Here is a 23,219-nt window from a genome sequence, read left to right as displayed (position 1 = left end):
ACTCCGTCGTCAGTCGCGCGTCAGCAGACGCGGTGCAAGCTCTTTCAGGGCGCGGCGGTAGACTTCACGCTTGAACGTCACCACCTGGCCCAGCGGGTACCAATAGCTGACCCAGCGCCAGCCGTCGAATTCCGGCTTGCCGGTCAGGTCCATCCGCACCCGTTGTTCATTGCTCACCAGGCGCAGTAAAAACCACTTTTGCTTCTGGCCGATACACAGCGGTTGGCTGTGGGTGCGGACCAGCCGCTGGGGTAAACGATAACGCAACCAGCCGCGGGTGCAGGCAAGAATTTCCACATCGTCGCGTTCAAGGCCAACTTCTTCGTTCAGCTCGCGGTACAGGGCATCTTCCGGCGTCTCGTCAGGGTTGATGCCACCCTGCGGGAATTGCCAGGCATCCTGGTTGATCCGTCGAGCCCATAGCACCTGCCCGGCATCATTCGTCAGAATGATCCCAACATTGGGGCGAAAACCATCCGGGTCGATCACGGCAGCAACCTCGCAAACGCATGTCACCGCATTGTTCCACAAAGCCTGCGAGCGCAGCAACGCGCCCGCCAAGCTTATGTGCAGTGCGGTGAAAACTCCGTATTCTGCGGGCCTACCCTGTGGCTGAGACGAGTGACCGCGATGCGCCTGGCTTTATTCGACCTGGACAATACCCTCCTCGGTGGTGACAGTGACCACGCCTGGGGTGACTACCTGTGCGAACGGGGCATTCTCGACCCGGTTGCGTACAAGAATCGCAACGATGCTTTCTACCAGGACTACCTGAACGGCACCCTGGACCTGCAGGCCTACCTGGCCTTTTCCATGGAGATCCTGGCCGCCACCGAGCCGGCCCAGCTCGACGAATGGCACCGCGACTTCATGCGTGACTGCATCGAGCCGATCATCCTGCCCAAGGCCCTGGCGTTGCTGCAGCAGCACCGCGAGGCTGGCGACCAGCTGGTGATCATCACGGCCACCAACCGCTTCGTCACCGCGCCCATCGCCCGGCGCCTGGGTGTGCGGGTGCTGCTGGCAACCGAATGCGAGACCCACGACGGCCGCTATACCGGGCGTAGTACCGATATAGCGTGTTTCCGTGAAGGCAAGGTGACGCGGCTGGAGCGCTGGATGATGGAGAACGGCTTTGATCTCGAGGACAGCTATTTCTATAGCGACTCGATGAATGACCTACCGTTGCTGGAGCGGGTGAGGCATGCGGTGGCGGTGGACCCGGACCCGAATCTGCGGGCCGAGGCCGAGAAGCGTGGCTGGCCGGTGATTTCTCTCAGGGATTGAGCATTCCTGATCCGGCCTCTTCGCGGGTTAAACCCACAGGAATATCACTGCCCTTCAGAGCACCGCAGTACCTGTGGGAGCGGGTTCACCCGCGAAGAGGCCGGCATTGGTAAAACAGGGCTGTCAGACTGGCTTGGCGCCCATGAGCCCGGCAATGGACAGCAAGCACACCCCGCTGAACACAGCCAGCACCAGGGTAAACCGCAGCCCCACCACTTCAGCCTTGCGCAGCCGGTTCAGCCGCACCAGCAGCCACCAGCCGGCAAACGCGCCAAGCGTATAGATGACGCTGGACGCCAGCACCCAGGTCTGCCCCAGCGGCCAGCCCACCAGGTGCACCAGCCACCAGCCGGTGAACGGCATGCTCACCAGGCACACCCCCATCACCAGCCAGACGAACACCAGCGGCCGGCGCAGCAGCTTGGCATAGGCCTCGGCATCACCCTGGCGACGAGCGCGCACGGTCCAGATTGCCAGACCGAGGGCGCCCAGCAGCAACAGCGCGGTGGCGATGATGTGCAGGGTCTTGAGTGTGGTCAGGTGTTCCATTTCCCAGTTGTCCTTCAGCAGGCCATTTTTTCGTTAGCCTCTTCGCGGGCAAGCCCGCTCCCACAGGTACTGCGCAGGCTCTGAATTACTCGGAGCTCCTGTGGCAGCGGGCTTGCCCACGAAAAAGCCATCAGCCCTAGCTTAGCTTCTCAGCCCAGGAACAGCTTGTACGCCGGGTTATCGGTCTCGTCCCAATACGGGTAGCCGATCTTGGCCAGCGCCGCTGGCACCAGGTGGCGCTCATCCTCCGGCACCTGCAGGCCAGCGACCACACGCCCGTCAGCCGCACCGTGGTTGCGGTAGTGGAACATCGAGATATTCCAGCGCCCGCCCAGCTTGGTGAGGAAGTTGAACAACGCCCCCGGCCGCTCGGGGAACTCGAAGCGCAGCACGATCTCGTCGCTGGCGCCCGCCGAATGGCCTCCGACCATATGGCGGATGTGCAGCTTGGCCAGTTCGTTGTCGGTCAGGTCGGTCACCGGGAAGCCCTGATCGATCAGGTGCTGCACCAGCGCCGCACGCGGGTCGTTTTCCGGGTGGGTCTGCACGCCGACAAAGATGTGCGCCTCATCGGACGTGTGCTTGCGGTAGTTGAATTCGGTGATCTGGCGCTTGCCGATGGCCTCGCAGAAAGCCTTGAAGCTGCCCGGGCGCTCAGGGATGGTCACGGCGATGATGGCTTCGCGCTTCTCGCCCAGCTCGGCGCGCTCGGCGACATGGCGCAGGCGGTCGAAGTTGACGTTGGCGCCCGAGTCGATGGCGACCAGGGTCTGCCCGGTCACGCCCTTGAGCTCGACGTACTTCTTGATGCCCGCAACACCCAGCGCACCAGCAGGTTCGGTGATCGAGCGGGTATCGTCGTAGATATCCTTGATTGCCGCGCAGATCTCGTCGGTACTTACCGTCACCACCTCATCCACATGGTGGCGGCAGATGTCGAAGGTGTGCTGGCCGATCTGCGCCACCGCCACGCCGTCGGCGAACAGCCCGACCTGCGGCAGCACCACGCGCTCGCCAGCCGCCATCGCTGCTTGCAGGCAGTTGGAGTCGTCCGGCTCGACACCAATCACCTTGATTTCCGGGCGCAGGTATTTCACATAGGCCGCGATACCGGCAATCAGGCCACCGCCGCCCACCGGAACGAAGATCGCGTCCAGCTGGCCCGGGTGCTGACGGAGAATTTCCATCGCCACGGTGCCCTGGCCGGCGATGGTGTGCGGGTCGTCGTAGGGGTGGATATAGACGAAGCCTTTCTCGTCGACCAGTTTCAGCGAGTAGGCCAGCGCTTCGGGGAACGAATCGCCATGCAGCACCACCTTGCCGCCGCGCGAGCGCACACCTTCGACCTTGATCTCCGGGGTGGTCTTGGGCATCACGATGGTGGCTTTGATGCCCAGCTCGCGAGCCGCCAGGGCCACGCCCTGGGCATGGTTGCCAGCCGAAGCGGTGACCACGCCACGGGCCAGCTCTTCCTGGGTCAACTGCGCCAGCTTGTTGTACGCCCCGCGGATCTTGAACGAGAACACCGGCTGCAAGTCTTCGCGCTTGAGCAAGATCTGGTTGCCCAGGCGCTTGCTCAGCTGCCCGGCGCTCTGCAACGGGGTTTCGACAGCGACGTCGTAGACGCGCGAGGTGAGGATCTTCTTGACGTACTGTTCGAGCATCGGAAAGCATCACTGGCCGCGGGACAAGGGCTGCGAGTCTACCCCAGCGCTACGTCGGGCGACCACAGCAAAGCCGCCCGAGCCGTTATACTAGGCTCCTTTCATTACCGCCCTGCCCCTTTCCGGAGCCCGCATGACCCAGGACCAACTCAAACAGGCCGTCGCCCAGGCCGCTGTCGACTTCATTCTGCCGAAGCTGGATGAAAAGAGCGTCGTCGGCGTCGGCACCGGTTCGACCGCCAACTTCTTCATTGACGCCCTGGCCCAGCACAAGACCGCCTTCGATGGCGCGGTCGCCAGCTCCGAGGCCACTGCCCAGCGTCTGAAGGGCCATGGCATCCCGGTCTACGAGCTGAACAGCGTCAGCGAGCTGGAGTTCTATGTCGACGGCGCCGACGAAAGCGACGCACACCTGAACCTGATCAAGGGCGGTGGCGCGGCCCTGACCCGCGAGAAGATCGTCGCGGCCGTGGCCAAGACCTTCATCTGCATCGCCGATGGCAGCAAGCTGGTACCTGTGCTGGGTGCCTTCCCGCTGCCGGTCGAGGTCATTCCGATGGCCCGCAGCCACGTGGCGCGTCAGCTGGTGAAACTGGGCGGCGACCCGGTGTACCGGGAAGGCGTGGTGACCGACAACGGCAACGTGATCCTCGATGTGCACAACCTGCAGATCACCAACCCGGTGGAGCTGGAAGCACAGATCAACGCCATCGTCGGCGTGGTGACCAACGGCCTGTTCGCGGCGCGCCCTGCCGACCTGCTGCTGCTGGGTACCGCTGAAGGCGTGAAGACCCTCAAGGCCGAGTAAAGGTATTCGCGGGTAAACCCGCTTCCACCAGGGACTCCACAAGCCTCTCAATCTGTGGAGAACCCTGTGGCAACGGGTTTACCCGCGAAGTGGCCATCACAGGCAATCAATCTGCCTGCTGCTTGAACACATAAAAGAGGTTCGGCTCGCTGACCAGATAAAGGGTCCCTGCCTCATCCATCGCAATCCCCTCCGCCTGTGGCACCGTTGCCTTCAACCCCTGGAACCCCTTGCGCAGCGACAAGGTGCTCAGCGGCTTCCCCTCGACATCCAGCTCCAGCACCAGCCGCGACTCATCGGAAAGCGCCAGCAGGTGACCACTGCGCTCATCGAACTGCAAGCTCGACAAGTCGCGCACGAACAACCTCGCATCGCGCTGGCGGTCCTGCACCACATGCACGGCATAAGGCTGGTCCGGGTTCTGATGCGGGAAACCACGTACTTCATAGATCAGCATCGGGTCGCGCTCCTTGGCCACGAACAGGCGCTGGCCCGCCGAGTCGTAGGCCAGACCCTCGAACCCCTTGTTGCCATTGAGGCCGATGCCCAGGCTCAGCTGCTCGGCATCCGCAGCGTCGAGGAACAGCGTGTCATCGTCCAGGCGCACACGAATCAGCCGCTGCTGGCGCTCATCGGTAATCACATAGTTGTTGGGCCCGACATATTCGATGGCCTCTGGGTCACCGAAGCCGGACAGCGGCACCCGGCGCAGGATGCGACCATCCAGCGACAGCTCGATCAGTTCCGAGCGGGCATTGGTAACGGTGAAAAGCGTCTTGCGGTCGGGGTCGTAGGTCAGTGCCGAAAGGTCGTCGTCCAGCCCTTCGACCGGCTGCGCCTCCACCACCACCTGGTAGCGATCGAGGCCCATGCCTTGCTCAGCCGGCTGCCACCAGGCCTTGAGGTTGAACCAGCCACGCTCGAACAGGCGATATTCCTGCCCAGCCAAACCCAAGAACAGCAGCCCGACAAAAGCCAGGAGCAGCGGCGGACGAACAAAGCGACGCATAACGACAGACTCGACATGAAGGAGGCGAATCCAAGCATGGCCGACTGAAGTGAAACTTAATGTCCGGACGGGCTGATAGTGCTACTGGCTTTTCTTGAATCGATAGAACAGGTTCGGCTCGCTGACCATGTACAGGTTGCCCTGATCGTCCATGGCAACGCCTTCGGCACGCGGGATGGTGTGCTCCAGACCGTTGAAGCCACCCAGTAAGGTCATGAAGCTGACCTGTTGGCCTTGCTCGTCAAGCTCCAGCAGCATGTTGGAGTCGGCCGACAGCACCAGCAGATGCCCGGTGCGCGGATCTACCCCCAGGGCCGACAGGTTGCGCAGGTCGAGCTCGTCGCTGGCCAGTGCCTGCTTGTCACCTTTGAGCGGGCTGCGCCCGTCGCTGCTCCAGGTGTACAGCTTCGGCGGCCGCTCCTCGCCGATTACCAGACGCTGACGCATCGGGTCCCAGGCCACGCCTTCGAAGCCCTTGTTGCGCTTCACCGACTCGCCCAGGTTGTGGCTCTGGAAGTCCGCGTGGTTCAGCGAGGTAGTTTGTGCGTCCACCTTGACCACGGTCAGGTCGTGCAGGCGTTCATCGGTGATCGCCACATTGCCATCTTCCATCACGGCGACGCCTTCCGGGTTGCTCCAGCCTACCAGTGGAATCTTGCGCAGCACGTCGCCGTCGAGGCTGAGCTCGACCAGGAACGGGTTTTTGCCCATCACCGCGAACAGTGTGCGGGTACGCGGGTTGAAGGCAACGTCCGAGGCTTCGTCATCTTCCATACCCGGCAACACCTTGGCGTCGATATCGACCTGATAGTCCGGCAGCCACACGCTCTCGCTGCGCTCGGCGCTGGTTTCGAAGCTTTCCTTGACCCACAGCATGCCGCGGTCATCCCAGTGCATGGCAACCGCCACGCCGTAACCGATCACCGCTGCAACAGCCAGGCCGAAGGGCCAGCGCAGGTAGAAGCGGCGCTTGGGGGAGGCGGGGGCGCTGGTGGATGCTGGCATGCAAAAGTCCTGGGGAAATGGGCGAAGATCCGCGCATTATCCGGATCAGGTGTGAAAAATCGGTAAACCGCGTCGCCTGCTTCGCGGGTAAACCCGCTCCCACAGCAACCTCACAAGGCTTGAGGCTTATGATTTTCCTGTGGGAGCGGGTTTACCCGCGAAGAAGGCCAGCGCGGTATCGGCTCAGAGCACCCGGCTCTCGAAACGGCAGACGCCCGGCAGCTCCAGCACCAGTTCGTCACCGACAGTGAACGGCCCGACACCGGCCGGGGTGCCGGTCAGGATCACATCCCCCGCCTGCAGCGAGAAATGCGCCGCCATGTACTGGATGATCGGCACGATCGGGTTGAGCATCATCGCGCTGTTGCCGTCCTGGCGCACTTCGCCATTGATGGTCAGGCGCACCGGAATGTCGGTCACGTCTTCAAAGGATGCCGCGGAAACGAACGGTGGCAGCACGCAAGCGCCGTCAAAGCTCTTGCACAGCTCCCAGGGCAGGCCCTTTTCCTTGAGCTTGGCCTGCACGTCGCGCAGGGTCAGGTCCAGCGCCGGGGCGTAACCGGAGATCGCATCCAGCACCTCTTCCTCGGAGGCACTGGACGACAGCGGCTTGCCCAGCAGCACGGCGATTTCGGCCTCGTAGTGAACCGAGCCACGGTCGGTCGGGATCTTGAACCCGCCTTCCAGCGGCACCACGCAACTGCCCGGCTTGATGAACAGCAGCGGCTCGGAAGGAATGGGGTTGTCCAGTTCCTTGGCATGTTCGGCATAGTTGCGGCCGATGCACACCACCTTGCCCAGCGGGAAATGAATGCGCGTGCCGTCTACGTACTGGTGCTGGTAACTCATGGCCGACTCCTTTGCTTACTGCTTTTATTCAGGAGCAAAGATCTTACCCGGATTCATGATGCCGTTAGGGTCGAAGACGGCCTTAATTGCCTTCATGCAGGCAATTTCATCTGGCGAACGGCTGTAGCCCAGGTAGTCGCGCTTGGTCATGCCCACGCCGTGCTCGGCCGAGATCGAGCCGTTGTAGCGCTCGACGATCTCGAACACCCACTTGTTGACCTTGGTGCATGAGGCAAAGAAGTCATCCTTGCTCATGTGCTCGGGCTTGAGGATGTTCAGGTGCAGGTTGCCGTCGCCGATGTGGCCGTACCAGACCACTTCATAGTCGGGGTAATGGGTGCTGACGATGGCATCGATGTCGCGCAGGAACCCCGGCACCTTGGAAACGGTCACGGAAATGTCGTTCTTGTAGGGTGTCCAGTGGGAGATGGTCTCGGACAGGTATTCGCGCAGCTTCCACAGGTTCTTCAGCTGGGCTTCGCTCTGGCTCATCACCCCATCCAGCACCCAGCCCTGCTCGACGCAGTGCTCGAAGGTGGCCAACGCCTGGTTGGCCACCTCATCGGTGCTGGCCTCGAACTCCAGCAAGGCATAGAACGGGCAGTCGGTAGCGAACGGGGCCGGCACATCACCACGGGCCATGATCTTGGCCAGGCCCTTATCGGAAAAGAACTCGAAAGCGGTCAGGTCGAGCTTGCCCTGAAAGGCATGCAGCACCGGCATGATCGAGTCGAAGTCCGGCGTGCCCAACACCATGGCCGTGAGGTTGCGCGGGGCGCGGTCAAGGCGCATGGTCGCTTCGACCACGAAGCCAAGGGTGCCTTCGGCGCCGATGAACAGCTGGCGCAGGTCATAGCCGGTGGCGTTCTTGATCAGGCCCTTGTTCAACTCCAGCAGTTCGCCCTTGCCGGTGACCACTTTCAGGCCAGCCACCCAGTTGCGGGTCATGCCGTAGCGGATGACCTTGATACCGCCGGCATTGGTGCCGATGTTGCCGCCAATCTGGCTGGAGCCGCTGGAAGCGAAGTCCACCGGGTAATAAAGGCCCTGCTCTTCGGCAAAGGCCTGCAGTTGGCGAGTGACCACGCCCGGCTGGCACACCACGGTGCGGTCGAAGGCATTGAAATCAAGAATCTGGTTCATGTAGTCGAAGGCGACGACGACTTCGCCATTGGCCGCCACGGCTCCGGCAGACAGCCCGGTACGCCCGCCGGACGGCACCAGCGCCACCTGATGCTGGTTGGCCCAGCGGACGATGGCTTGCACCTGCGCTACCGACTTGGGGAACACGATGGCTGTGGGCGCTGGCGGGTAATGCTTGGTCCAGTCCTTGCCATAGGCCTCCAGGGAAGCGGGGTCGGTCAGGACCTTGCCAGGGTCGACAAGTGTCTTCAGCTCATCAATTACCGCGGGGTGGGTCATCGCAGGAACTCTCGACTTATTCATAGTCACCCTGAGCACTCTTCACCTGTCGGGATAAGCTCAGATTGTGTCGCGTATGCTAGCATAGCGCTCCCGCTGTTCATGCTAAGGCTGCCCAAGCGCCTGGCATCAGTCCTCGCCATTTTTTCTCCGGGATACAGGTTTACGCAGATGAGCAAGACTTCTCTCGACAAGAGCAAGATCCGGTTCCTTCTTCTTGAAGGTGTGCACCAGAACGCGGTCGATACCCTCAAGGCCGCCGGCTACACCAACATCGAATACCTCACCGGTTCCTTGCCGGATGCCGAGCTGAAGGAAAAGATCGCCGATGCCCACTTCATCGGCATTCGCTCGCGCACCCAACTGACCGAAGAAATCTTCGACTGTGCCAAGAAACTGGTCGCCGTCGGCTGCTTCTGCATCGGCACCAACCAGGTCGACCTGGCTGCAGCCCGCGAGCGTGGTATCGCCGTCTTCAACGCCCCCTACTCCAACACCCGTTCGGTGGCCGAGCTGGTGCTGGCCGAAGCCATCCTGCTGCTGCGCGGCATCCCGGAGAAGAACGCTTCCTGCCACCGTGGCGGCTGGATCAAGAGCGCGGCCAACTCGTTCGAGATCCGCGGCAAGAAGCTGGGCATCGTCGGCTACGGCTCGATCGGCACCCAACTGTCGGTCCTGGCGGAAAACCTGGGCATGCAGGTGTACTTCTACGATCCGCTGACCAAGCTGCCGCTGGGCAACGCCGTGCAGGTCACCAGCCTCAACGAACTGCTGGGCCTGGCCGACATCGTTTCGCTGCACGTGCCTGAGCTGCCGTCCACCCAGTGGATGATCGGCGAGAAAGAGATCCGTGCGATGAAGAAGGGCTCGATCCTGATCAACGCCGCCCGTGGCACCGTGGTCGAGCTGGACCACCTGGCCGCTGCGATCAAGGACAAGCACCTGATCGGCGCCGCCATCGACGTGTTCCCGGTCGAGCCGCGCTCCAACGACGAAGAGTTCGAAAGCCCGCTGCGCGGCCTGGACAACGTGATCCTGACCCCGCACATCGGCGGTTCCACTGCCGAAGCCCAGGCCAACATCGGCCTGGAAGTGGCAGAGAAGCTGGTCAAGTACAGCGACAACGGTACCTCGGTATCGTCGGTCAACTTCCCTGAAGTTGCCCTGCCGGCGCACCCAGGCAAGCACCGCCTGCTGCACATCCACGAAAACATCCCGGGCGTGCTCAGCGAGATCAACAAGGTCTTCGCCGAGAACGGCATCAACATCTCCGGTCAGTTCCTGCAGACCAACGAGAAAGTGGGTTACGTGGTAATCGACGTTGACGCCGAGTACTCCGACCTGGCGCAGGAAAAGCTGCAGCAGGTCAAAGGCACCATCCGTTCGCGCGTCCTGTTCTAAGTTCGCAGCGGCATGAAAAAAGGGAGGCCCTGGTGGCCTCCCTTTTTTGTCTGTGGCAGCGGGCTTGACCGCGAAGGGCCCTGCGCCTATTTCACAGTGACCGTGATCTTTTTCGATTGGACGCTCGGCTTGAACGGCACATGGTACTGGTCACCCAGCACCAGCTGCAGGGTGTGCTTGCCCGGTGTCAGGGTGATGGTCGCTTCGGTCTGTGCCTTGCCGAAGTGCAGCACCTGCGGCCCCGCCGGCAACGCGGTGCCGGCTGCCGGCATCAGGCTGGCCGGCAGCGGCACGTCGGCCACTGGCGCTTTGTCCACATCCACCAGCAAATGGTGATGGCCCGTATGCGGCGTCTGGTCACCCGCTGGCTTGAGCTCCATGCCCTCGATGCCGAACTTGACGGTGAAGGTCTTGTCGACCGTGGCGCCATTGGCCGGGGAAACGATGAAGACCTTGGCATCCTTGGGCGGTTCCTGGCTCTTCAGGGCATCCGCGGCGCCGGCAAAAACCGAAGCCCCCATCAGCAGACCGGCAACGGCAGCACGCGAAAATAGGCTGTTCATTCACTTCTCCTGTGATTCACTTGAAAACGCAGCGCCATAAAACCCATGGCGGCGATGATTCACCATAGTTGAAATATGCATCCGGGGTAATTGTGGCCCCCAGCAATAAATTTTTCGGTTAGGGTTAAACCTCGCCAAGGCTTCAAGGTCATAGGCTGCGCTCGACCGCGACGGGGAAGAAAGTCGCGGCGAAAGTTACTCATCTGCTGAAGAAAAAGGGGCTTTACATGCGTTCGACCATAGGCGTACTGCTGGCAGTACTGATCACTCCGTTGGCTCAGGCCGAGCTGATAGACGAAATCGCCGACCGGGGCGAATTGCGCATTGCCGTGCAGGCCGATAACAAGCCGTACTCGTTCAAGGAAGACGACCGCCTGACCGGCTTTGAAATCGAATTTGGCCAGGATCTGGCCCGTGAGCTGGACCTGCGCGCCGAATTTGTCGAAACCACGGCAGCGGAGGTGCTGCCGGGTGTGGAAAGCGGCAAGTATGACGTCTCGTTGATCCCATCGAGCGAGTCGCCCAAGGCTGATGGCCCATTCGATGTAAGCCAGGCATTCGGCGACAAGAAACTGGTGATCCCGTTCCAGAAGGACAACCCGGCGTTCGAGACTGCGGTGAACAATGCTCTGCAAAGGCTGAAGGACAGCGGTCGCACAGCCGAGCTTGAACAGAAGTGGTTCAAGGGCCCGCAAGAGACTGCCGCCGGGAAGTGAGATTTTTGTAGCCTGTGTCGGCGTCTTCGCGGGACAAGCCCGCTCCCACAGGTACTCCACAAGCCTCAGGGTCTGTGGCGAACCTGTGGGAGCGGGCTTGTCCCGCGAAGAGGCCGGCACAGGATTAAACCAAGTGGTCGGCTAACGCCAACCGGGCCTCTCCCAGCTCCAGCTCACTGAACACTTGCACCCCCTCACGCCGCAGCAACGCCGTGGTCACGCCTTCACCCGGCACCTTCACCCCACTGAAGGTGCCGTCGTAGATCAAGCGGTTGCCACACGAAGGGCTGCCCGCCTTCAGCACCGCCACCCGGATGCCATGAAGCCGCACCAGTGCCAGTGCTTGCTGCGCCCCGGTCAGGAACTCGGCACTGACATCCTCACCGGTCACCGTCAGCACCTGCATCCCGCCATCGAGCACCTTTGCGCCCTGCCCTCCCTGGATCTCCGCCGGCGGCCGCGGTGTTGGCAAGCCGCCAGCCACCTCGGGGCACAATGGCACTACACGCCCTTCGGCCTGCCACTGCTGCAATAAGTCAGGATACCCGCTGGCCCGGCCGTCATAGCGCACCGGCTGCCCCAGCAGACAGGCACTCACCAGTACCTTGGGCAGATCAGAACGGGTCATTGCCACGGCGCCGGAACCAGCCGGTCAACGACAGGCGCTCGCGCCTGGCCGGCAGTACCTCGTGCGGCACCTCACCGGAAAGGAAGATCGCCAGGCAACCCGCCACAGGCTGCACATCGTGCTCGACATCATCCGCCAGGAACATGCGCAGTTGCCCGCCATCCTCCGGCTGCCAGTCTTCGTTGAGGTAAAGCACCGCCGAAACCATGCGTCGGTCATCGTCGCGGAAGCGGTCCAGGTGCCGGCGGTAGAACGCCCCCGGTGGGTACAGGGCGAAGTGGCATTCGAAGTCTTCCAGGCCCAGGAACAGGCCCTGGTTGATGGCCTGACGCAACTGATCCATGGCCGCCAGATACTGGTCGCAGGCCTCGGCCTGGCCAGGGTCGATCCACTGGATCTGGTCACCGCGAATGCTCTCGCGCACCTCCTGGGCATAACCGCGCCCGACCCCGGCCGGGTTGAGTTCGCCTTCGGCATCACGGCGCCGGCATTCGGCCGCCAACGCGCGCACCAGGTCGGCAGGCAAAAAGAGCGCCTGCTGCGACCAGCCATGGGTGGCCAGATCGTCGACGACGGCCGCAAACATCGGGTTTTCAGGGGAGATGTGCATGGCGCGCATCATATCCATTCGCCCTGTCGGCGCACAGCGCCACTTGGCTGAGAAGCGTTCGGATTGCTCGACAAAATGGCGCCGGGGCAAGGACAATAGCCACCTGCCGACAGGAGTCCTGAATGCGCCGTCTGTTTTCCCTGCTTCTGCTGATGATCTGCACCATGCCTGTCTGGGCAGACAGCCTCGATCAACTGTACAAGGCCGCCGGCTGGCCCGACCAGCGCGCCCACTTTTCCGATGCCGTGAGCGCCGCCCAGCAGCGCTACCGCAACAGCCTGCCGCCTGCGGTTTACCAGGCACTGGTCAACAACAGCAACCAGCGCTTCCAGGCCCAGGCGATGGACAACCGTGCCTTGGCCAAGCTGCGCAGCACCTTGCCCAACCCGGCCCCGGCACTGGCCTTCTTCCAGTCGCCACTGGGGCGCAAGATCGTCGCCGCCGAACTGCTGGCCACGCGCAAGGACCAACTGGCCAAGAATGCCAAGGGCCTGCCGAAAATGCAGGCCAGCGATAACCGCCTGCTGATCATTGGTCACCTGGCCCAGGCCCTGCCAGCCCGGGAAGCCGGCGCAGAGGTCAGCCTGGCGATTGCCGGGGTGGCCGCCGACAGCCTGAGCTCGATGATCCCCGGCCTGTTCGGCGCCGGCCAGGCCCAGGGCCTGCTCGACGGCCAGCGCCAGCGTCTTATGGGGCAGATCGGCGAAGACCTGAACAACACCCTGCTGTATGTCTACCGCGACCTGTCTGACGACGAGCTGGAAGCATTCGCCACCTTCGCCGAGTCGACGGACGGCAAGGCCTATTATCAGGCTGCCGTGGCCGCCGTGCGTGCCGGCCTGGCGGTGGGCCAGAACAGCGCCGACCTCAAGTGATCAGCCCAGGCGCTGCTGGATGAAATCGAAGTAGCGCCGGCGAATTTCCGGTAGCTCGTTGGCCAGGTGATGGCGAGCTTCGGGCAACATCAGGATCTGCGGCTCGCTGAATTTGGCCTTGAGCACTTCGAGGTTATGCGGCCAATCCACCGTACCGTCCGCCTCCCCCTGCACGATAAGCGGCCGCCGCGCGCAGTGCGGCGCCGCCTCGATGCGCTTTACCCAGGCGATCAAGGCGCCGACCCAGGCCGTGGGCAAGCGCCGCGGTTGCAGTGGGTCGGCTTCGAGGAAGGGCAGGAACGTCGGATCGTTGGTGTTCTCGCTGAAGCGCCGCTCGATGCCGTTGACGAAGTGGCGCAGCACCCGATAGCTGAACTTCGACCAGCGCCAGGAGCGCGGCCTTACCAGCGGCGCGAGCAGGATCACCTCGCCATCGATCGGGCTGCGCGCCCCCTGGTGCAGCAGGTGATCCACGGCGATGGCGCCGCCGGTGCTCTGCCCGCAGAGGTGCCAGGGCCGAGGTAGTTCAAGGCCACGCGCCTGTTCGAACAACGCTTCCAGCACCTGCTGGTACACCGCGAAGTCACTGATGTTGGCGCGCTCGCCACTGGACAGGCCATGGCCCGGCAGGTCGCAGCTGATCACCGCGCAACCGAGCTTCAGCGCCCACTCGATCACATGCCGATAAAGGCCCATGTGGTCGTAGTAGCCGTGCAGCAGGAACAACGTCGCGACCGGCTTTTCAGGCAGCCAGGCTTGCCCGACCAGCTCGAAACCCGCCGCCTGGAAGCCGCCCAGCCAGCTTTGCGCCGGCAGGTTCAAGCCATAAAAGCGTTGATAGGCCTGCGCCTGCGGGGACAACGGCTGGCGCTTGGCCAGCGGCGCGAGGCTGGCACGCAGGGTATCGGGGTGAAAGGCAGCGGGCATCAGGTACATCCAAGGCGAAGCGACTATTGATCTGAGATATTCAGCTGTTGGCCGCATCGTGGCAAGCTAGCAGCTCTCGAACAGCTCCACCGATTCCGTTGCAGGAGCGGCCTTGCCGGGGATCGCGGAAACTTCATGAAGATTCGAAACATCAAACAGATATCGGCGGGCCTCGCATTGGTGCTCTGCGCCATTGTGCTCTGGCAGGCCTACTCCACCTTCCAGTCCCGCTACCTGCGTCCGTTCGACAACCAGGCCACGCTGTTCGACGGCAGCCAGCTGCGCCTGCCTGCCGAGCTGGCCGGCCCTGGGCCGATCCGCGTAGTGCACTTCTGGGACCCGGCCTGCCCATGCAACGTCGGCAACCAGCAGCACCTCGGCGATCTGATCACCCAGTTCGCCGGCCAGGGAGTGTCGTTCCATGTCGTGCAAAAGCCCGGCAGCCACGGCCAGTTGCCCGCCAACCTCGCCAGCCTGCAACCGATTGCCAGCCTGCCCGGCAGCGAGCACCTGCCCGCCTCCCCTGCTGTGGCCATCTGGGACCGCCAGGGCAACCTGGCCTACTTCGGCCCTTACAGCGAAGGGGCGGTGTGCAATGCCAGCAACAGTTTCATCGAACCACTCCTCAAGGCCCTGCTGGCCGGCCGAAGCGTCACCGCCTCGAATACGCTGGCGGTTGGTTGCTATTGCCCCTGGGCCGGCTGACGCACCCGCGCCGGGTTACCCATGACCGTCGCGCCCGCTGGCACATCACGGGTCACCACACTGCCGGCACCGACGATGGCGTTGTCACCAATGGTCACCCCCGGCAGGATGATCGCCGCACCGCCGATCCATACATTATTGCCAATGGTCACCGGCCGCCCGCTCTCCAGCCCGCTGCGGCGGACCTCGGGGTCGAGCGGATGGTCAGCCGCGTAGATCTGCACATTGGGGCCGATCTGGCAGTCATCACCGATGCGCACCGGCACCACATCGAGGATCACGCAATTGAAGTTCATGAACGTGTTGCGCCCGACGCTGATGTTGTAACCGTAGTCGCAGAAGAACGGCGGGCGGATCACCGCGCCTTCGCCGACATGGCCGAAGTGCTCGGCCAGCAGGCCATTGCGCGCCTCGTTGAGTAGCTCGACGCTGTTGTTGTAACGGTGCATCCAGTGCTTGTTGGCGATCTGCTCGGCCTGCAGCTCGGGGCAGCCAGCGTGATAGAGCTGACCAGTCAGCATTTTCTGTTTTTCGCTGAGGGACATGGAAACTCCTTTCAGGGGGCTATGCTCTGTTCGCGAATCCGTCGATGATCGGACCACAGTTTCCGCTCGAATGCACAAGGAGTTTCGATGAAGCGCAGCCTGACTCTGTTGGCCGTGGTGGTTGCCGTGGCCGCTGGCGCCGGCTACTGGTACGTGCACGGCAAGCTGCCGCAGCGCGAGGGCGAGGTGGCCATGGCCGGGCTGCAGGCGCCCGTCAGCGTGCGCTACGACACCCGTGGCGTGCCCCACCTGCAAGCGCAAAACCAAGCAGACCTGTACCGCGCCCTGGGCTACGTGCATGCGCAGGACCGGCTGTTCCAGATGGAGATCATGCGCCGCCTGGCCCGTGGCGAACTGGCGGAAATACTGGGCGACAAGCTGCTGCCCACCGATACCTTGTTCCGCAGCCTGCGTATCCGTGAACAAGCCGCCCTGATGGCCCAGCGCCAGGACCACCAATCGCCCGCCTGGCAAGCGCTGCAGGCCTACCTCGAGGGCGTCAACGCCTGGCAGGCCAGTCATCCCAAACCGATGGAGTTCGACCTGATCGGCATCACGCCACGGCCATTCACTGCCGAAGACACCCTGAGCATCGCCGGCTACCTGGCCTACAGCTTCGCTGCGGCCTTTCGCACCGAACCTGCGCTGACCTACATCCGCGACCAGCTTGGCCCGCAATACCTGAAGATTTTCGACCTCGCCTGGCAGCCGCAGGGCGCCCTGGGCACACCTCTGGCCGCTGCCGACTGGCAAAGCCTCGAAACCATGGCCCGCGCCAGCCACGAAGCCCTGGTCGAAGCCGGCATCCCCCAGTTCGAAGGCAGTAATGCCTGGGCCGTTTCCGGCAGCCGCACCCGCAGCGGCAAACCCTTGCTGGCCGGCGACCCGCACATCAGTTTTGCGGTACCCGCGGTCTGGTACGAAGCCGAGCTGTCGGCCCCGGATTTCAACCTGTACGGCTACTTCCAGGCGCTGAACCCGTTCGCGATGCTGGGACACAACCGTGATTTCGGCTGGAGCCTGACCATGTTCCAGAACGATGACGTCGACCTCATCGCCGAAAAGACCAACCCTGCCAATGCTGACCAGGTGATGATCGACGGCCAGTGGCAGACGCTGGAAAAAACCGAGCAGACGATTGCGGTCAAAGGCGAGCAACCGGTCACCATCAACCTGCGCCGCTCAGCCCATGGGCCAATCGTCAACGAGGTCCTCGGCGCGACGGCCGGGACCACGCCGATTGCCATGTGGTGGGCATTCCTCGAAACCGAGAATCCTATCCTCGAAGGGTTCTACCAGCTGAACCGTGCCGACACCCTGGGCAAGATGCGCGAAGCGGCTGCCAAGGTGCAGGCGCCAGGCCTGAACTTCGTCTGGGCCAATGCCCGTGGCGATATCGGTTGGTGGGCGGCGGCGAAGCTGCCGATACGCCCCGACGGGGTGAACCCGGCGTTCATCCTCGATGGCGCCAGCAGCCAGGCCGACAAACCCGGCTTCTACCCGTTCAGCGTCAACCCACAGCAGGAGAACCCGGCCAGCGGCTATATCGTCTCGGCCAACTACCAGCCACCGGCCGTGGTGCCGATACCCGGCTACTACAACCTCGCCGACCGCGGCCGTCAGCTCGATCGCCAGCTGGCCAACCCTGAGGTGAAATGGGACACGCAGAACAGCCAGGCGCTGCAACTCGATACGACCAGCGATTACGGCCCGCGCACCTTGGCCCCCCTGCTGGCGACCTTGCGCCAGATCGCCCAGGGTGACGAGGAGAAGGAGTTGGTCGAACAGCTGGCGGCCTGGCGCGGTGACTATCCGCTGGACTCCACCAGCGCCACGCTGTTCAACCAGTTCCTCTACGAACTGGCCCACGCCGCGTTGCATGACGAGCTGGGCGACACCTGGTTCCCGGTGCTGATCAGCACCCGCGCCATCGATGCCGCGCTGCCACGCCTGGCCGCCGACGCCGATTCGCCCTGGTGGAACACACGCGGTGGCAACCAGCGCACCGACCGTACCGCCGTCGTGCGCAGCGCTTGGCAGAACAGCCTGAAACACCTGCGCGACAGCCTGGGCAGCGACCCGGCCAGCTGGCAGTGGGGCAAGGCCCATACCCTGACCCACAACCACCCGCTTGGGGTGAAAAAGCCGCTGAACCTGCTGTTCAACGTTGGGCCCTTCGCCGCGCCTGGTACCCATGAAGTGCCGAACAACCTCTCGGCGAAGATTGGCCCGGCGCCGTGGCCAGTGACCTATGGGCCATCAACCCGGCGCCTGATCGATTTCGCCGATGCCGGGCAGGCACTGACCAGCAACCCGGTCGGGCAGAGTGGCGTGCCGTTCGACCGACACTTCTCGGATCAGGCCGAGGGGTATATAGACGGTAAGTACCAGCGGGCACAGATGGGAATGATTCCGGCGCAGAGCACTTTGAGATTGGTGCCTGGCGGATGATCGCTGGGGCTGCAAAGCAGCCCCAGCGATTTCGAATACTCTACAACGCCCACAGCCGAGACCCTTTCAATGCAAAAACACTTCATCGAAATCGACGGCGCACGCATGAGCTATGTCGACCAGGGCCAGGGCTTCCCGGTGCTGCTCGGCCACAGTTACCTGTGGTCGGCAGACATGTGGCTGCCACAGATCGATGCCCTGTCACAGCACTTTCGCGTCATCGCCCCTGAACTCTGGGGCCATGGCGACTCCGATGCCCCGCCCGCCACCACCACCGACATGAGTGCCCTGGCCCGCCAGCATCTGGCGCTGCTGGACGCGCTGGACATCCCCCAGTGCCACCTGGTCGGCCTGTCGGTCGGCGGCATGTGGGGTGCGCAACTGGCCATCGAACACCCCGAGCGAGTCGATCGCCTGGTGCTGATGGACACCTACCTCGGTGCCGAGCCCGAGGCGACCCGGCTGAAGTACTTCGGTTTGCTGGACGCGGCGAGTGCGGCGGGCTTGTTCCCGGAGCCACTGCTGGACATCGTCGTGCCGATCTTCTTCCATGCCGGTGGGCAAACCGTGCCCGAGGTACGCGACGGCTTCCGGGCGGCGTTGAAGGCGAGCAGTGCCGAGCTGATTCGCACCAGCCTCGACCCGATGGGGCGGGTTATCTTCGGGCGGCCGGACTTGCTCGGGCGGCTGGGGGAACTGAAGGGCGACAAGACCATTGTGGTCTGTGGTGACCAGGACATTCCGCGGCCGCCTGAAGAATCCAACGAGATGGCGCGGATCATTGGCTGCCTGGCGGCGCAGATTCCGCTTGCGGGGCATATCTCCAGCCTGGAGAACCCCAAGGTGGTCAATGAGTTCCTGTTGAACTGGCTGCCGCGCAACCGCTGAGATTGCTGGGGGCCGCGTTGCGGCCCATCGCCGGCAAGCGCGGCTCCCACAAGGGCGGCGCTGTACCTGTGGGAGCCGCGCTTGCCGGCGATGGGCTGCAAAGCAGCCCCAATGGTCGGGTTCAACCCTGCCACTTGCCCCCTTCGACGATCACGCTCTCCGGCTTGGTGTCATCGCTCAGCTCCTTGCGCACATACTGGTCATACAGCTTCAGCAGGAACTTCTCCTCCCCCAGCTTGGCCAGTTCGGCATTCACCCAGTCGCGCAATTCGGTATTGCCCTTCTTCACCGCTGGCGCGATCGGTGCTTCCTCACCCAACAACTGCGGCAGCACGCGGTACCCAGGGTTCTGCTTGGCCCAGCTGAACAGGATCAGGTTGTCCTGGGCATAGGCATCGCCACGGCCATTGGCCAGCGCTTGCAACGACTCGCTGTTCTTCTCGAACTTGAGCAGTTTCCAGTCCGGGTGATTTTTGCTCAGCCAGATATCGGCCGTGGTACCGGTGGTGACGATGATGGTCTTGTCTGCCAGGTCATCAAGTTTCTGCACCGGGCTACCGTCGGCAACGATGGCCTGCACGGCCACGCGCAGGTTGGGGTTGGTGAAGTCCACCACCTCCTTGCGCTCCGGGGTCACGGTCATGTTGGCGAGAATCAGGTCAACCTTGTCGCTCTGCAGGAACGGAATACGGCTGGCCGGTTCCACGGCAACGAACTCCACCTTGTTTTCATCGCCCAGCAGGTCCTTGGCCAGGCGCCGGCCGATGTCGGTATCAAAGCCCACGTAGCGGCCGCTGGCGTCGACGAAGCCGAACGGCGGCTTGTCGGTGAACACGCCGACGATCAGCTTGTCGCGCGCCTTGATGGTTTCCAGGTAGCTGGTGGCCGGCGAGGCAGCTGCCGGTTTGGGCGGTTCCTCGGCCTTGTTGCAGCCGGCCAGCAGGGCCAGGCCGAACAACGGCGCCAGCAGTTTGGTGAGCGGGGCAGTTTTCATGACAGTTCCTTTTGCGTTGTCTTCGGCAGGCTTTCGACAAAGGAGAATTTGTCCAGGAACTGCTGCGCGCGTGCGGTCCGCGGTTGGCTGAAGAAGCTCTCAGGGTCGCTTTGTTCAAGGATCCTGCCGGCCTCCATGAACACGATACGGTCGGCCACCGCGCGAGCGAAGGCCATTTCGTGGGTAACGATGAGCAAGGTCATGCCGTCGCGGGCCAGGCCCTGGATCACTTGCAGCACCTCCTTGACCATTTCCGGGTCGAGCGCTGCGGTGACTTCGTCGAACAGCATCACCTGCGGGTTCATGCACAGCGAGCGGACAATGGCGATGCGCTGCTGCTGGCCACCGGACAACTGCCGCGGGTAGGCGTCGCGCTTGTCCAGCAGGCCCACCCGCGCCAGCAGCGCTTCGGCCTGGGCCTGGGCTTCGGCCCGTTCGCGCTTCTGCACCTTGAGCGGGCCGAGCAACAGGTTGTCCATGACGCTCATGTGGCCGAACAGGTGGTAGCTCTGGAACACCATGCCCACCCGCTGGCGTACCCGGCGCCAGTCGGTATCGGCGCTCAGCAACTCTTCGCCCTCCAGGCGCAGGTGCCCGCTGTGCGCCTCTTCCAGGCCATTGAGGCAACGCAGCAAGGTGCTCTTGCCGCAGCCACTGGGGCCAAGGATCACCACCACCTCGCCGGTGCGGACCTTGAGGTCGACGTTGTCCAGCACCTGGTGGGCGCCGAAGTACTTGTTGAAATCCTGGAATTCGATCAGTGCGGTCATGAGTGAGCCCAGCGGCGCTCCAGCACGCGCGAGGCGGCGGACAGCGGATAGCAGACGATGAAGAAGAACAGGAACAGCACGGCATAGATCAGCAGCGATTCGTAGGTGCGCTCGATGATCTGCTGGCCGGCCTTGATCACTTCGACCACGCCGATCAGCACCGCCAGCGAACTGGTCTTGATGATCCGCGTGTAGATATTGATGGTCGGTGGCGTCATGCGCTTGAGGGCCTGGGGCAGCAGCACATAGCCGTAAAGCTGGCCTGTAGAAAGCCCGATCGACAGCCCGGCCTCACGCTGCCCGCGCGGCAGTGATTGCAACGCCCCACGGACCACCTCGCCGACCTCGCTGGCACCCCACAGGCCCAGCACCAGCACGGCGCACCAGAAACCGGGAATGCTCAGGGCGAAGAAGATCGGCAAGCCGAAAAACACCAGATACAGCCAGACCAGCACCGGGATCGCGCGAAACAACTCCAGGTAGACCTGCAAGGCGATGTTCAGCAGCCGGTTGCCCAGCGTCGCCAAGGTGCCATACAGCACGCCGCCGAGCGTTGCGAAGACAATCCCCAATGCCGAGATGGCCAGTGTCTGCGCCGCGCCCTTGGCCAGCAGCGGCAATGACGTCAGAAGCAGTTCAGTGACCGAACTGGCCATGTTGCAGCCTCCTTTCCAGGTAACGCAGCAGCAGCGACAGCGGCAGGAACAGCAGCACACAGAGCAGCGTCAGCACCGCGAGCATCTCGTAGGTCTTGTAGTAGAGGGCGATGTAGTTCTTGGTGGTGTAGAGGATTTCAGGCACCGCCACGGCCGAGACCACAGTGGTTTCCTTGAGCAGGAAGACGAAGTTGGCGAACAGTGCCGGCAAGCTGAGTATGCCGGCCTGGGGCAGGATCACATGGCGCAGCAGCTGGCCCTCCGACAACCCGATGGAGCGCCCCGATTCCAGTTGCGCACGCGGTACTGCCTCGACACCGGCGCGCAGCACTTCGGTGAGGTAGGCACCGCCCATGAAGGTCATGGTGATGATTGCCGCGGCAAAGCCGGAGATCTTCAGGCCCAGGCTGGGCAAGGCGAAATAGACGAAGAACAGCTGGATCAGCAGTGGGGTGTTGCGTGCGAGTTCCACGTAGCCTTTGACCAGGTGGCGCAGGTAAGGCGTACGCAGTACCAGCACCGCAGCATTGAGCAGCGCCACCAGCAGTGAGGTGGCGATGGCGATCAGCCCGACCTGCAGGGTCACGCCGACGGCCTTGAAGAACGCTGGCAACGTGCTGAGAATGAAAGCGGTGTCGAAGGTCATGGATATTGCCTCGACACCCGGTTTGCAGAGAACGGCATAGAGAAGTCTGAACGATGCGCCAAGCGCGATCAGTAGACTCTAAAGGTATAAAAAACTTTTTATAAATACCTTTATTGCATATTGATATCACTTGCCGGGCTATCGAAACTTTCCTGCAACACACCTCTCAAACAGCTTCAGACAGCAAGGCAATCACCCACAAGGACGATAACGATGACTAGCCCCTGCTCACCTGATTCGAACGAACAACTGCTGTGGCTGCTGGCACTGCGCCGGGCCTTGGGTGGACTGCCTTCGGCATAAGCCTGTCCTGGCCTCTTCGAGGCGGTTCGACGCGAAGAGGCCAGTGAAGCCAGCCCCAAACAAAAATGCCGACGCAAATGCGTCGGCATTTTCATACACCGATCAAGCAATCAGAACGCAGGCAGCACCGCACCCTGGTACTTCTTGGCGATGAATTCCTTCACCTCAGGGCTGGTCAGCGCCTTGGCCAGCTTCTGGATGGCCTCGCTGTTCTTGTTGTCCGGACGGGCTACCAGGAAGTTCACGTACGGCGAGTCGCTGCCCTCGATCACCAGCGCATCCTTGGCCGGGTTCAGGCCGGCTTCCAGGGCGTAGTTGGTGTTGATCATGTCCAGGTCGACCTGGTCCAGCACGCGCGGCAGCATGGCCGACTCAAGCTCGCGGAACTTCAGCTTCTTCGGGTTCTCGGCGATGTCTTTCGGGGTCGCCAGGGCGTTCTTCGGATCTTTCAGGGTGATCAGGCCTGCCTTCTGCAGCAGCAGCAGGGCGCGGCCGCTGTTGCTGCCCTCGTTAGGGATGGCAACGCTGGCGCCTTCTTTGAGCTCGCTCAGGCTCTTGACCTTCTTCGAGTAGCCACCGAACGGCTCGACGTGCACACCGACCACGGTTTCCAGGTGGGTACCTTTGCCTTCGTTGAAGTTCTGCAGGTACGGCAGGGTCTGGAAGTAGTTGGCGTCCAGACGCTTCTGGTCAACCTGTACGTTCGGCTGAACGTAGTCGGTGAAGACCTTGATCTGCAGGTCCACCCCTTCCTTGGCCAGGGTCGGCTTGATCAGCTCGAGGATCTCGGCGTGGGGTACCGGGGTCGCGGCAACGACCAGTTTCTCGGCGGCGGATGCCAGGCCAGCGAACGACAGGGCGGCGGCCAGGGCAGTGGTCAGCAGGGTCTTCTTCATGGTGTTCCTTGTTCTGGATCTGGGCCATCGCGGATGGCGAAGTCGGGTGCCC

General features: G+C 62.8%; 25 protein-coding genes. 8 read left to right on the top strand and 17 right to left on the bottom strand.

The features are described from left to right. Window positions 1–9: 9 nt before the first annotated feature. Complete coding sequence (locus OCX61_RS01210; RefSeq protein WP_003249017.1) at window positions 10–489, bottom strand: RNA pyrophosphohydrolase; 480 nt, start codon at window positions 487–489, stop codon at window positions 10–12. Window positions 490–630: 141 nt separating this feature from the next. Here OCX61_RS01210 and OCX61_RS01205 point away from each other — a divergent pair, with 141 nt between their 5' ends. Further along, window positions 631–1,287 (top strand): histidinol-phosphatase, encoded by a 657-nt coding sequence (locus OCX61_RS01205; RefSeq protein ID WP_261942277.1) that lies wholly within the window; start codon window positions 631–633, stop codon window positions 1,285–1,287. A 123-nt stretch (window positions 1,288–1,410) separates the two neighbouring features. Here the strand turns inward: OCX61_RS01205 and OCX61_RS01200 are convergent, their stop codons facing one another. Both OCX61_RS01200 and ilvA read right to left on the bottom strand, forming a co-directional pair. Further along, window positions 1,411–1,836 carry a DUF2269 domain-containing protein gene (locus OCX61_RS01200; protein WP_261942276.1) on the bottom strand — a complete coding sequence of 142 codons (426 nt, stop codon included), beginning with the start codon at window positions 1,834–1,836 and terminating at the stop codon, window positions 1,411–1,413. Window positions 1,837–1,985: 149 nt separating this feature from the next. Further along, entirely contained in the window at window positions 1,986–3,500 is a 1,515-nt protein-coding gene (ilvA, locus tag OCX61_RS01195; protein ID WP_085676351.1) for a threonine ammonia-lyase, biosynthetic, read from the bottom strand. A gap of 133 nt (window positions 3,501–3,633) precedes the next feature. On the opposite strand from ilvA, the gene rpiA reads away from it, so the two are divergent. Further along, window positions 3,634–4,308 (top strand): ribose-5-phosphate isomerase RpiA, encoded by a 675-nt coding sequence (gene rpiA, locus OCX61_RS01190; protein WP_060485716.1) that lies wholly within the window; start codon window positions 3,634–3,636, stop codon window positions 4,306–4,308. A gap of 106 nt (window positions 4,309–4,414) precedes the next feature. Here rpiA and OCX61_RS01185 read toward each other — a convergent pair whose 3' ends face one another. The 4 genes from OCX61_RS01185 to OCX61_RS01170 form a co-directional block, all read right to left on the bottom strand. Next, complete coding sequence (locus OCX61_RS01185) at window positions 4,415–5,317, bottom strand: SdiA-regulated domain-containing protein (protein ID WP_261942275.1); 903 nt, start codon at window positions 5,315–5,317, stop codon at window positions 4,415–4,417. 81 nt (window positions 5,318–5,398) lie between these two features. Continuing rightward, window positions 5,399–6,322 (bottom strand): SdiA-regulated domain-containing protein, encoded by a 924-nt coding sequence (locus OCX61_RS01180; RefSeq protein ID WP_261942274.1) that lies wholly within the window; start codon window positions 6,320–6,322, stop codon window positions 5,399–5,401. A 183-nt stretch (window positions 6,323–6,505) separates the two neighbouring features. Then, a complete protein-coding gene (locus OCX61_RS01175) occupies window positions 6,506–7,171 on the bottom strand; it encodes a fumarylacetoacetate hydrolase family protein (RefSeq protein ID WP_085676353.1) in 666 nt (221 codons plus the stop codon). A 24-nt stretch (window positions 7,172–7,195) separates the two neighbouring features. Further along, on the bottom strand, window positions 7,196–8,593 hold the full coding sequence (locus OCX61_RS01170) for a D-2-hydroxyglutarate dehydrogenase (RefSeq protein WP_261942273.1): 1,398 nt from the start codon (window positions 8,591–8,593) through the stop codon (window positions 7,196–7,198). Window positions 8,594–8,764: 171 nt separating this feature from the next. Between OCX61_RS01170 and serA the strand changes: the two genes are divergently transcribed. Further along, window positions 8,765–9,994, top strand: coding sequence for a phosphoglycerate dehydrogenase (gene serA / locus OCX61_RS01165; RefSeq protein WP_054885495.1), 1,230 nt, complete (start codon window positions 8,765–8,767; stop codon window positions 9,992–9,994). 86 nt (window positions 9,995–10,080) lie between these two features. Here the strand turns inward: serA and OCX61_RS01160 are convergent, their stop codons facing one another. Continuing rightward, entirely contained in the window at window positions 10,081–10,557 is a 477-nt protein-coding gene (locus tag OCX61_RS01160) for a DUF4399 domain-containing protein (RefSeq protein WP_261942272.1), read from the bottom strand. Between the two features lie 227 nt (window positions 10,558–10,784). Between OCX61_RS01160 and OCX61_RS01155 the strand changes: the two genes are divergently transcribed. Then, on the top strand, window positions 10,785–11,273 hold the full coding sequence (locus tag OCX61_RS01155) for a transporter substrate-binding domain-containing protein (RefSeq protein ID WP_261942271.1): 489 nt from the start codon (window positions 10,785–10,787) through the stop codon (window positions 11,271–11,273). A gap of 124 nt (window positions 11,274–11,397) precedes the next feature. On the opposite strand, the gene OCX61_RS01150 is transcribed toward OCX61_RS01155, so the two are convergent. Together OCX61_RS01150 and OCX61_RS01145 are read right to left on the bottom strand one after the other, a co-directional pair. Further along, window positions 11,398–11,901, bottom strand: a complete 504-nt coding sequence (locus tag OCX61_RS01150; RefSeq protein WP_261942270.1) for a 2-thiouracil desulfurase family protein — start codon at window positions 11,899–11,901, stop codon at window positions 11,398–11,400. Continuing rightward, window positions 11,888–12,520: a 2OG-Fe(II) oxygenase gene (locus tag OCX61_RS01145; RefSeq protein WP_261944252.1), complete on the bottom strand. Its 633-nt coding sequence runs from the start codon at window positions 12,518–12,520 to the stop codon at window positions 11,888–11,890. The genes OCX61_RS01150 and OCX61_RS01145 overlap by 14 nt, the downstream gene beginning before the upstream one ends. A 113-nt stretch (window positions 12,521–12,633) precedes the next feature. On the opposite strand from OCX61_RS01145, the gene OCX61_RS01140 reads away from it, so the two are divergent. Continuing rightward, window positions 12,634–13,386 (top strand): DUF2059 domain-containing protein, encoded by a 753-nt coding sequence (locus tag OCX61_RS01140; protein ID WP_261942269.1) that lies wholly within the window; start codon window positions 12,634–12,636, stop codon window positions 13,384–13,386. Here OCX61_RS01140 and bipL read toward each other — a convergent pair whose 3' ends face one another. Continuing rightward, window positions 13,387–14,313, bottom strand: a complete 927-nt coding sequence (gene bipL / locus OCX61_RS01135) for a phospholipase BipL (protein ID WP_261942268.1) — start codon at window positions 14,311–14,313, stop codon at window positions 13,387–13,389. A gap of 135 nt (window positions 14,314–14,448) precedes the next feature. Here bipL and OCX61_RS01130 point away from each other — a divergent pair, with 135 nt between their 5' ends. Then, entirely contained in the window at window positions 14,449–15,018 is a 570-nt protein-coding gene (locus OCX61_RS01130) for a DUF6436 domain-containing protein (RefSeq protein WP_261942267.1), read from the top strand. On the opposite strand, the gene OCX61_RS01125 is transcribed toward OCX61_RS01130, so the two are convergent. Continuing rightward, a complete protein-coding gene (locus OCX61_RS01125; protein WP_261942266.1) occupies window positions 14,997–15,563 on the bottom strand; it encodes a sugar O-acetyltransferase in 567 nt (188 codons plus the stop codon). The two genes, OCX61_RS01130 and OCX61_RS01125, sit on opposite strands and share 22 nt — an antisense overlap. A gap of 87 nt (window positions 15,564–15,650) precedes the next feature. Here OCX61_RS01125 and OCX61_RS01120 point away from each other — a divergent pair, with 87 nt between their 5' ends. Both OCX61_RS01120 and OCX61_RS01115 read left to right on the top strand, forming a co-directional pair. Further along, entirely contained in the window at window positions 15,651–18,014 is a 2,364-nt protein-coding gene (locus OCX61_RS01120) for a penicillin acylase family protein (RefSeq protein WP_261942265.1), read from the top strand. Between the two features lie 69 nt (window positions 18,015–18,083). Next, on the top strand, window positions 18,084–18,902 hold the full coding sequence (locus OCX61_RS01115; protein ID WP_261942264.1) for an alpha/beta fold hydrolase: 819 nt from the start codon (window positions 18,084–18,086) through the stop codon (window positions 18,900–18,902). A 121-nt stretch (window positions 18,903–19,023) separates the two neighbouring features. Here OCX61_RS01115 and OCX61_RS01110 read toward each other — a convergent pair whose 3' ends face one another. The 5 genes from OCX61_RS01110 to OCX61_RS01090 all read right to left on the bottom strand — a co-directional run bounded on the left by OCX61_RS01110 (window position 19,024) and on the right by OCX61_RS01090 (window position 23,167). Next, entirely contained in the window at window positions 19,024–19,896 is an 873-nt protein-coding gene (locus OCX61_RS01110) for a transporter substrate-binding domain-containing protein (protein ID WP_261942263.1), read from the bottom strand. Continuing rightward, window positions 19,893–20,666 carry an amino acid ABC transporter ATP-binding protein gene (locus OCX61_RS01105; RefSeq protein WP_261942262.1) on the bottom strand — a complete coding sequence of 258 codons (774 nt, stop codon included), beginning with the start codon at window positions 20,664–20,666 and terminating at the stop codon, window positions 19,893–19,895. The genes OCX61_RS01110 and OCX61_RS01105 overlap by 4 nt, the downstream gene beginning before the upstream one ends. Next, window positions 20,663–21,322 carry an amino acid ABC transporter permease gene (locus tag OCX61_RS01100; protein WP_261942261.1) on the bottom strand — a complete coding sequence of 220 codons (660 nt, stop codon included), beginning with the start codon at window positions 21,320–21,322 and terminating at the stop codon, window positions 20,663–20,665. Before OCX61_RS01100 ends, OCX61_RS01105 begins: the two co-directional genes overlap by 4 nt. Next, complete coding sequence (locus OCX61_RS01095; protein WP_261942260.1) at window positions 21,303–21,968, bottom strand: amino acid ABC transporter permease; 666 nt, start codon at window positions 21,966–21,968, stop codon at window positions 21,303–21,305. Before OCX61_RS01095 ends, OCX61_RS01100 begins: the two co-directional genes overlap by 20 nt. 413 nt (window positions 21,969–22,381) lie before the next feature. Further along, on the bottom strand, window positions 22,382–23,167 hold the full coding sequence (locus OCX61_RS01090; RefSeq protein WP_027920911.1) for a MetQ/NlpA family ABC transporter substrate-binding protein: 786 nt from the start codon (window positions 23,165–23,167) through the stop codon (window positions 22,382–22,384). Window positions 23,168–23,219: the final 52 nt, after the last annotated feature.

This window comes from Pseudomonas sp. LRP2-20 (assembly GCF_024349685.1).
In the GTDB taxonomy this organism is placed as follows: domain Bacteria; phylum Pseudomonadota; class Gammaproteobacteria; order Pseudomonadales; family Pseudomonadaceae; genus Aquipseudomonas.
This window is presented reverse-complemented; position numbering and strand designations above follow the sequence as displayed.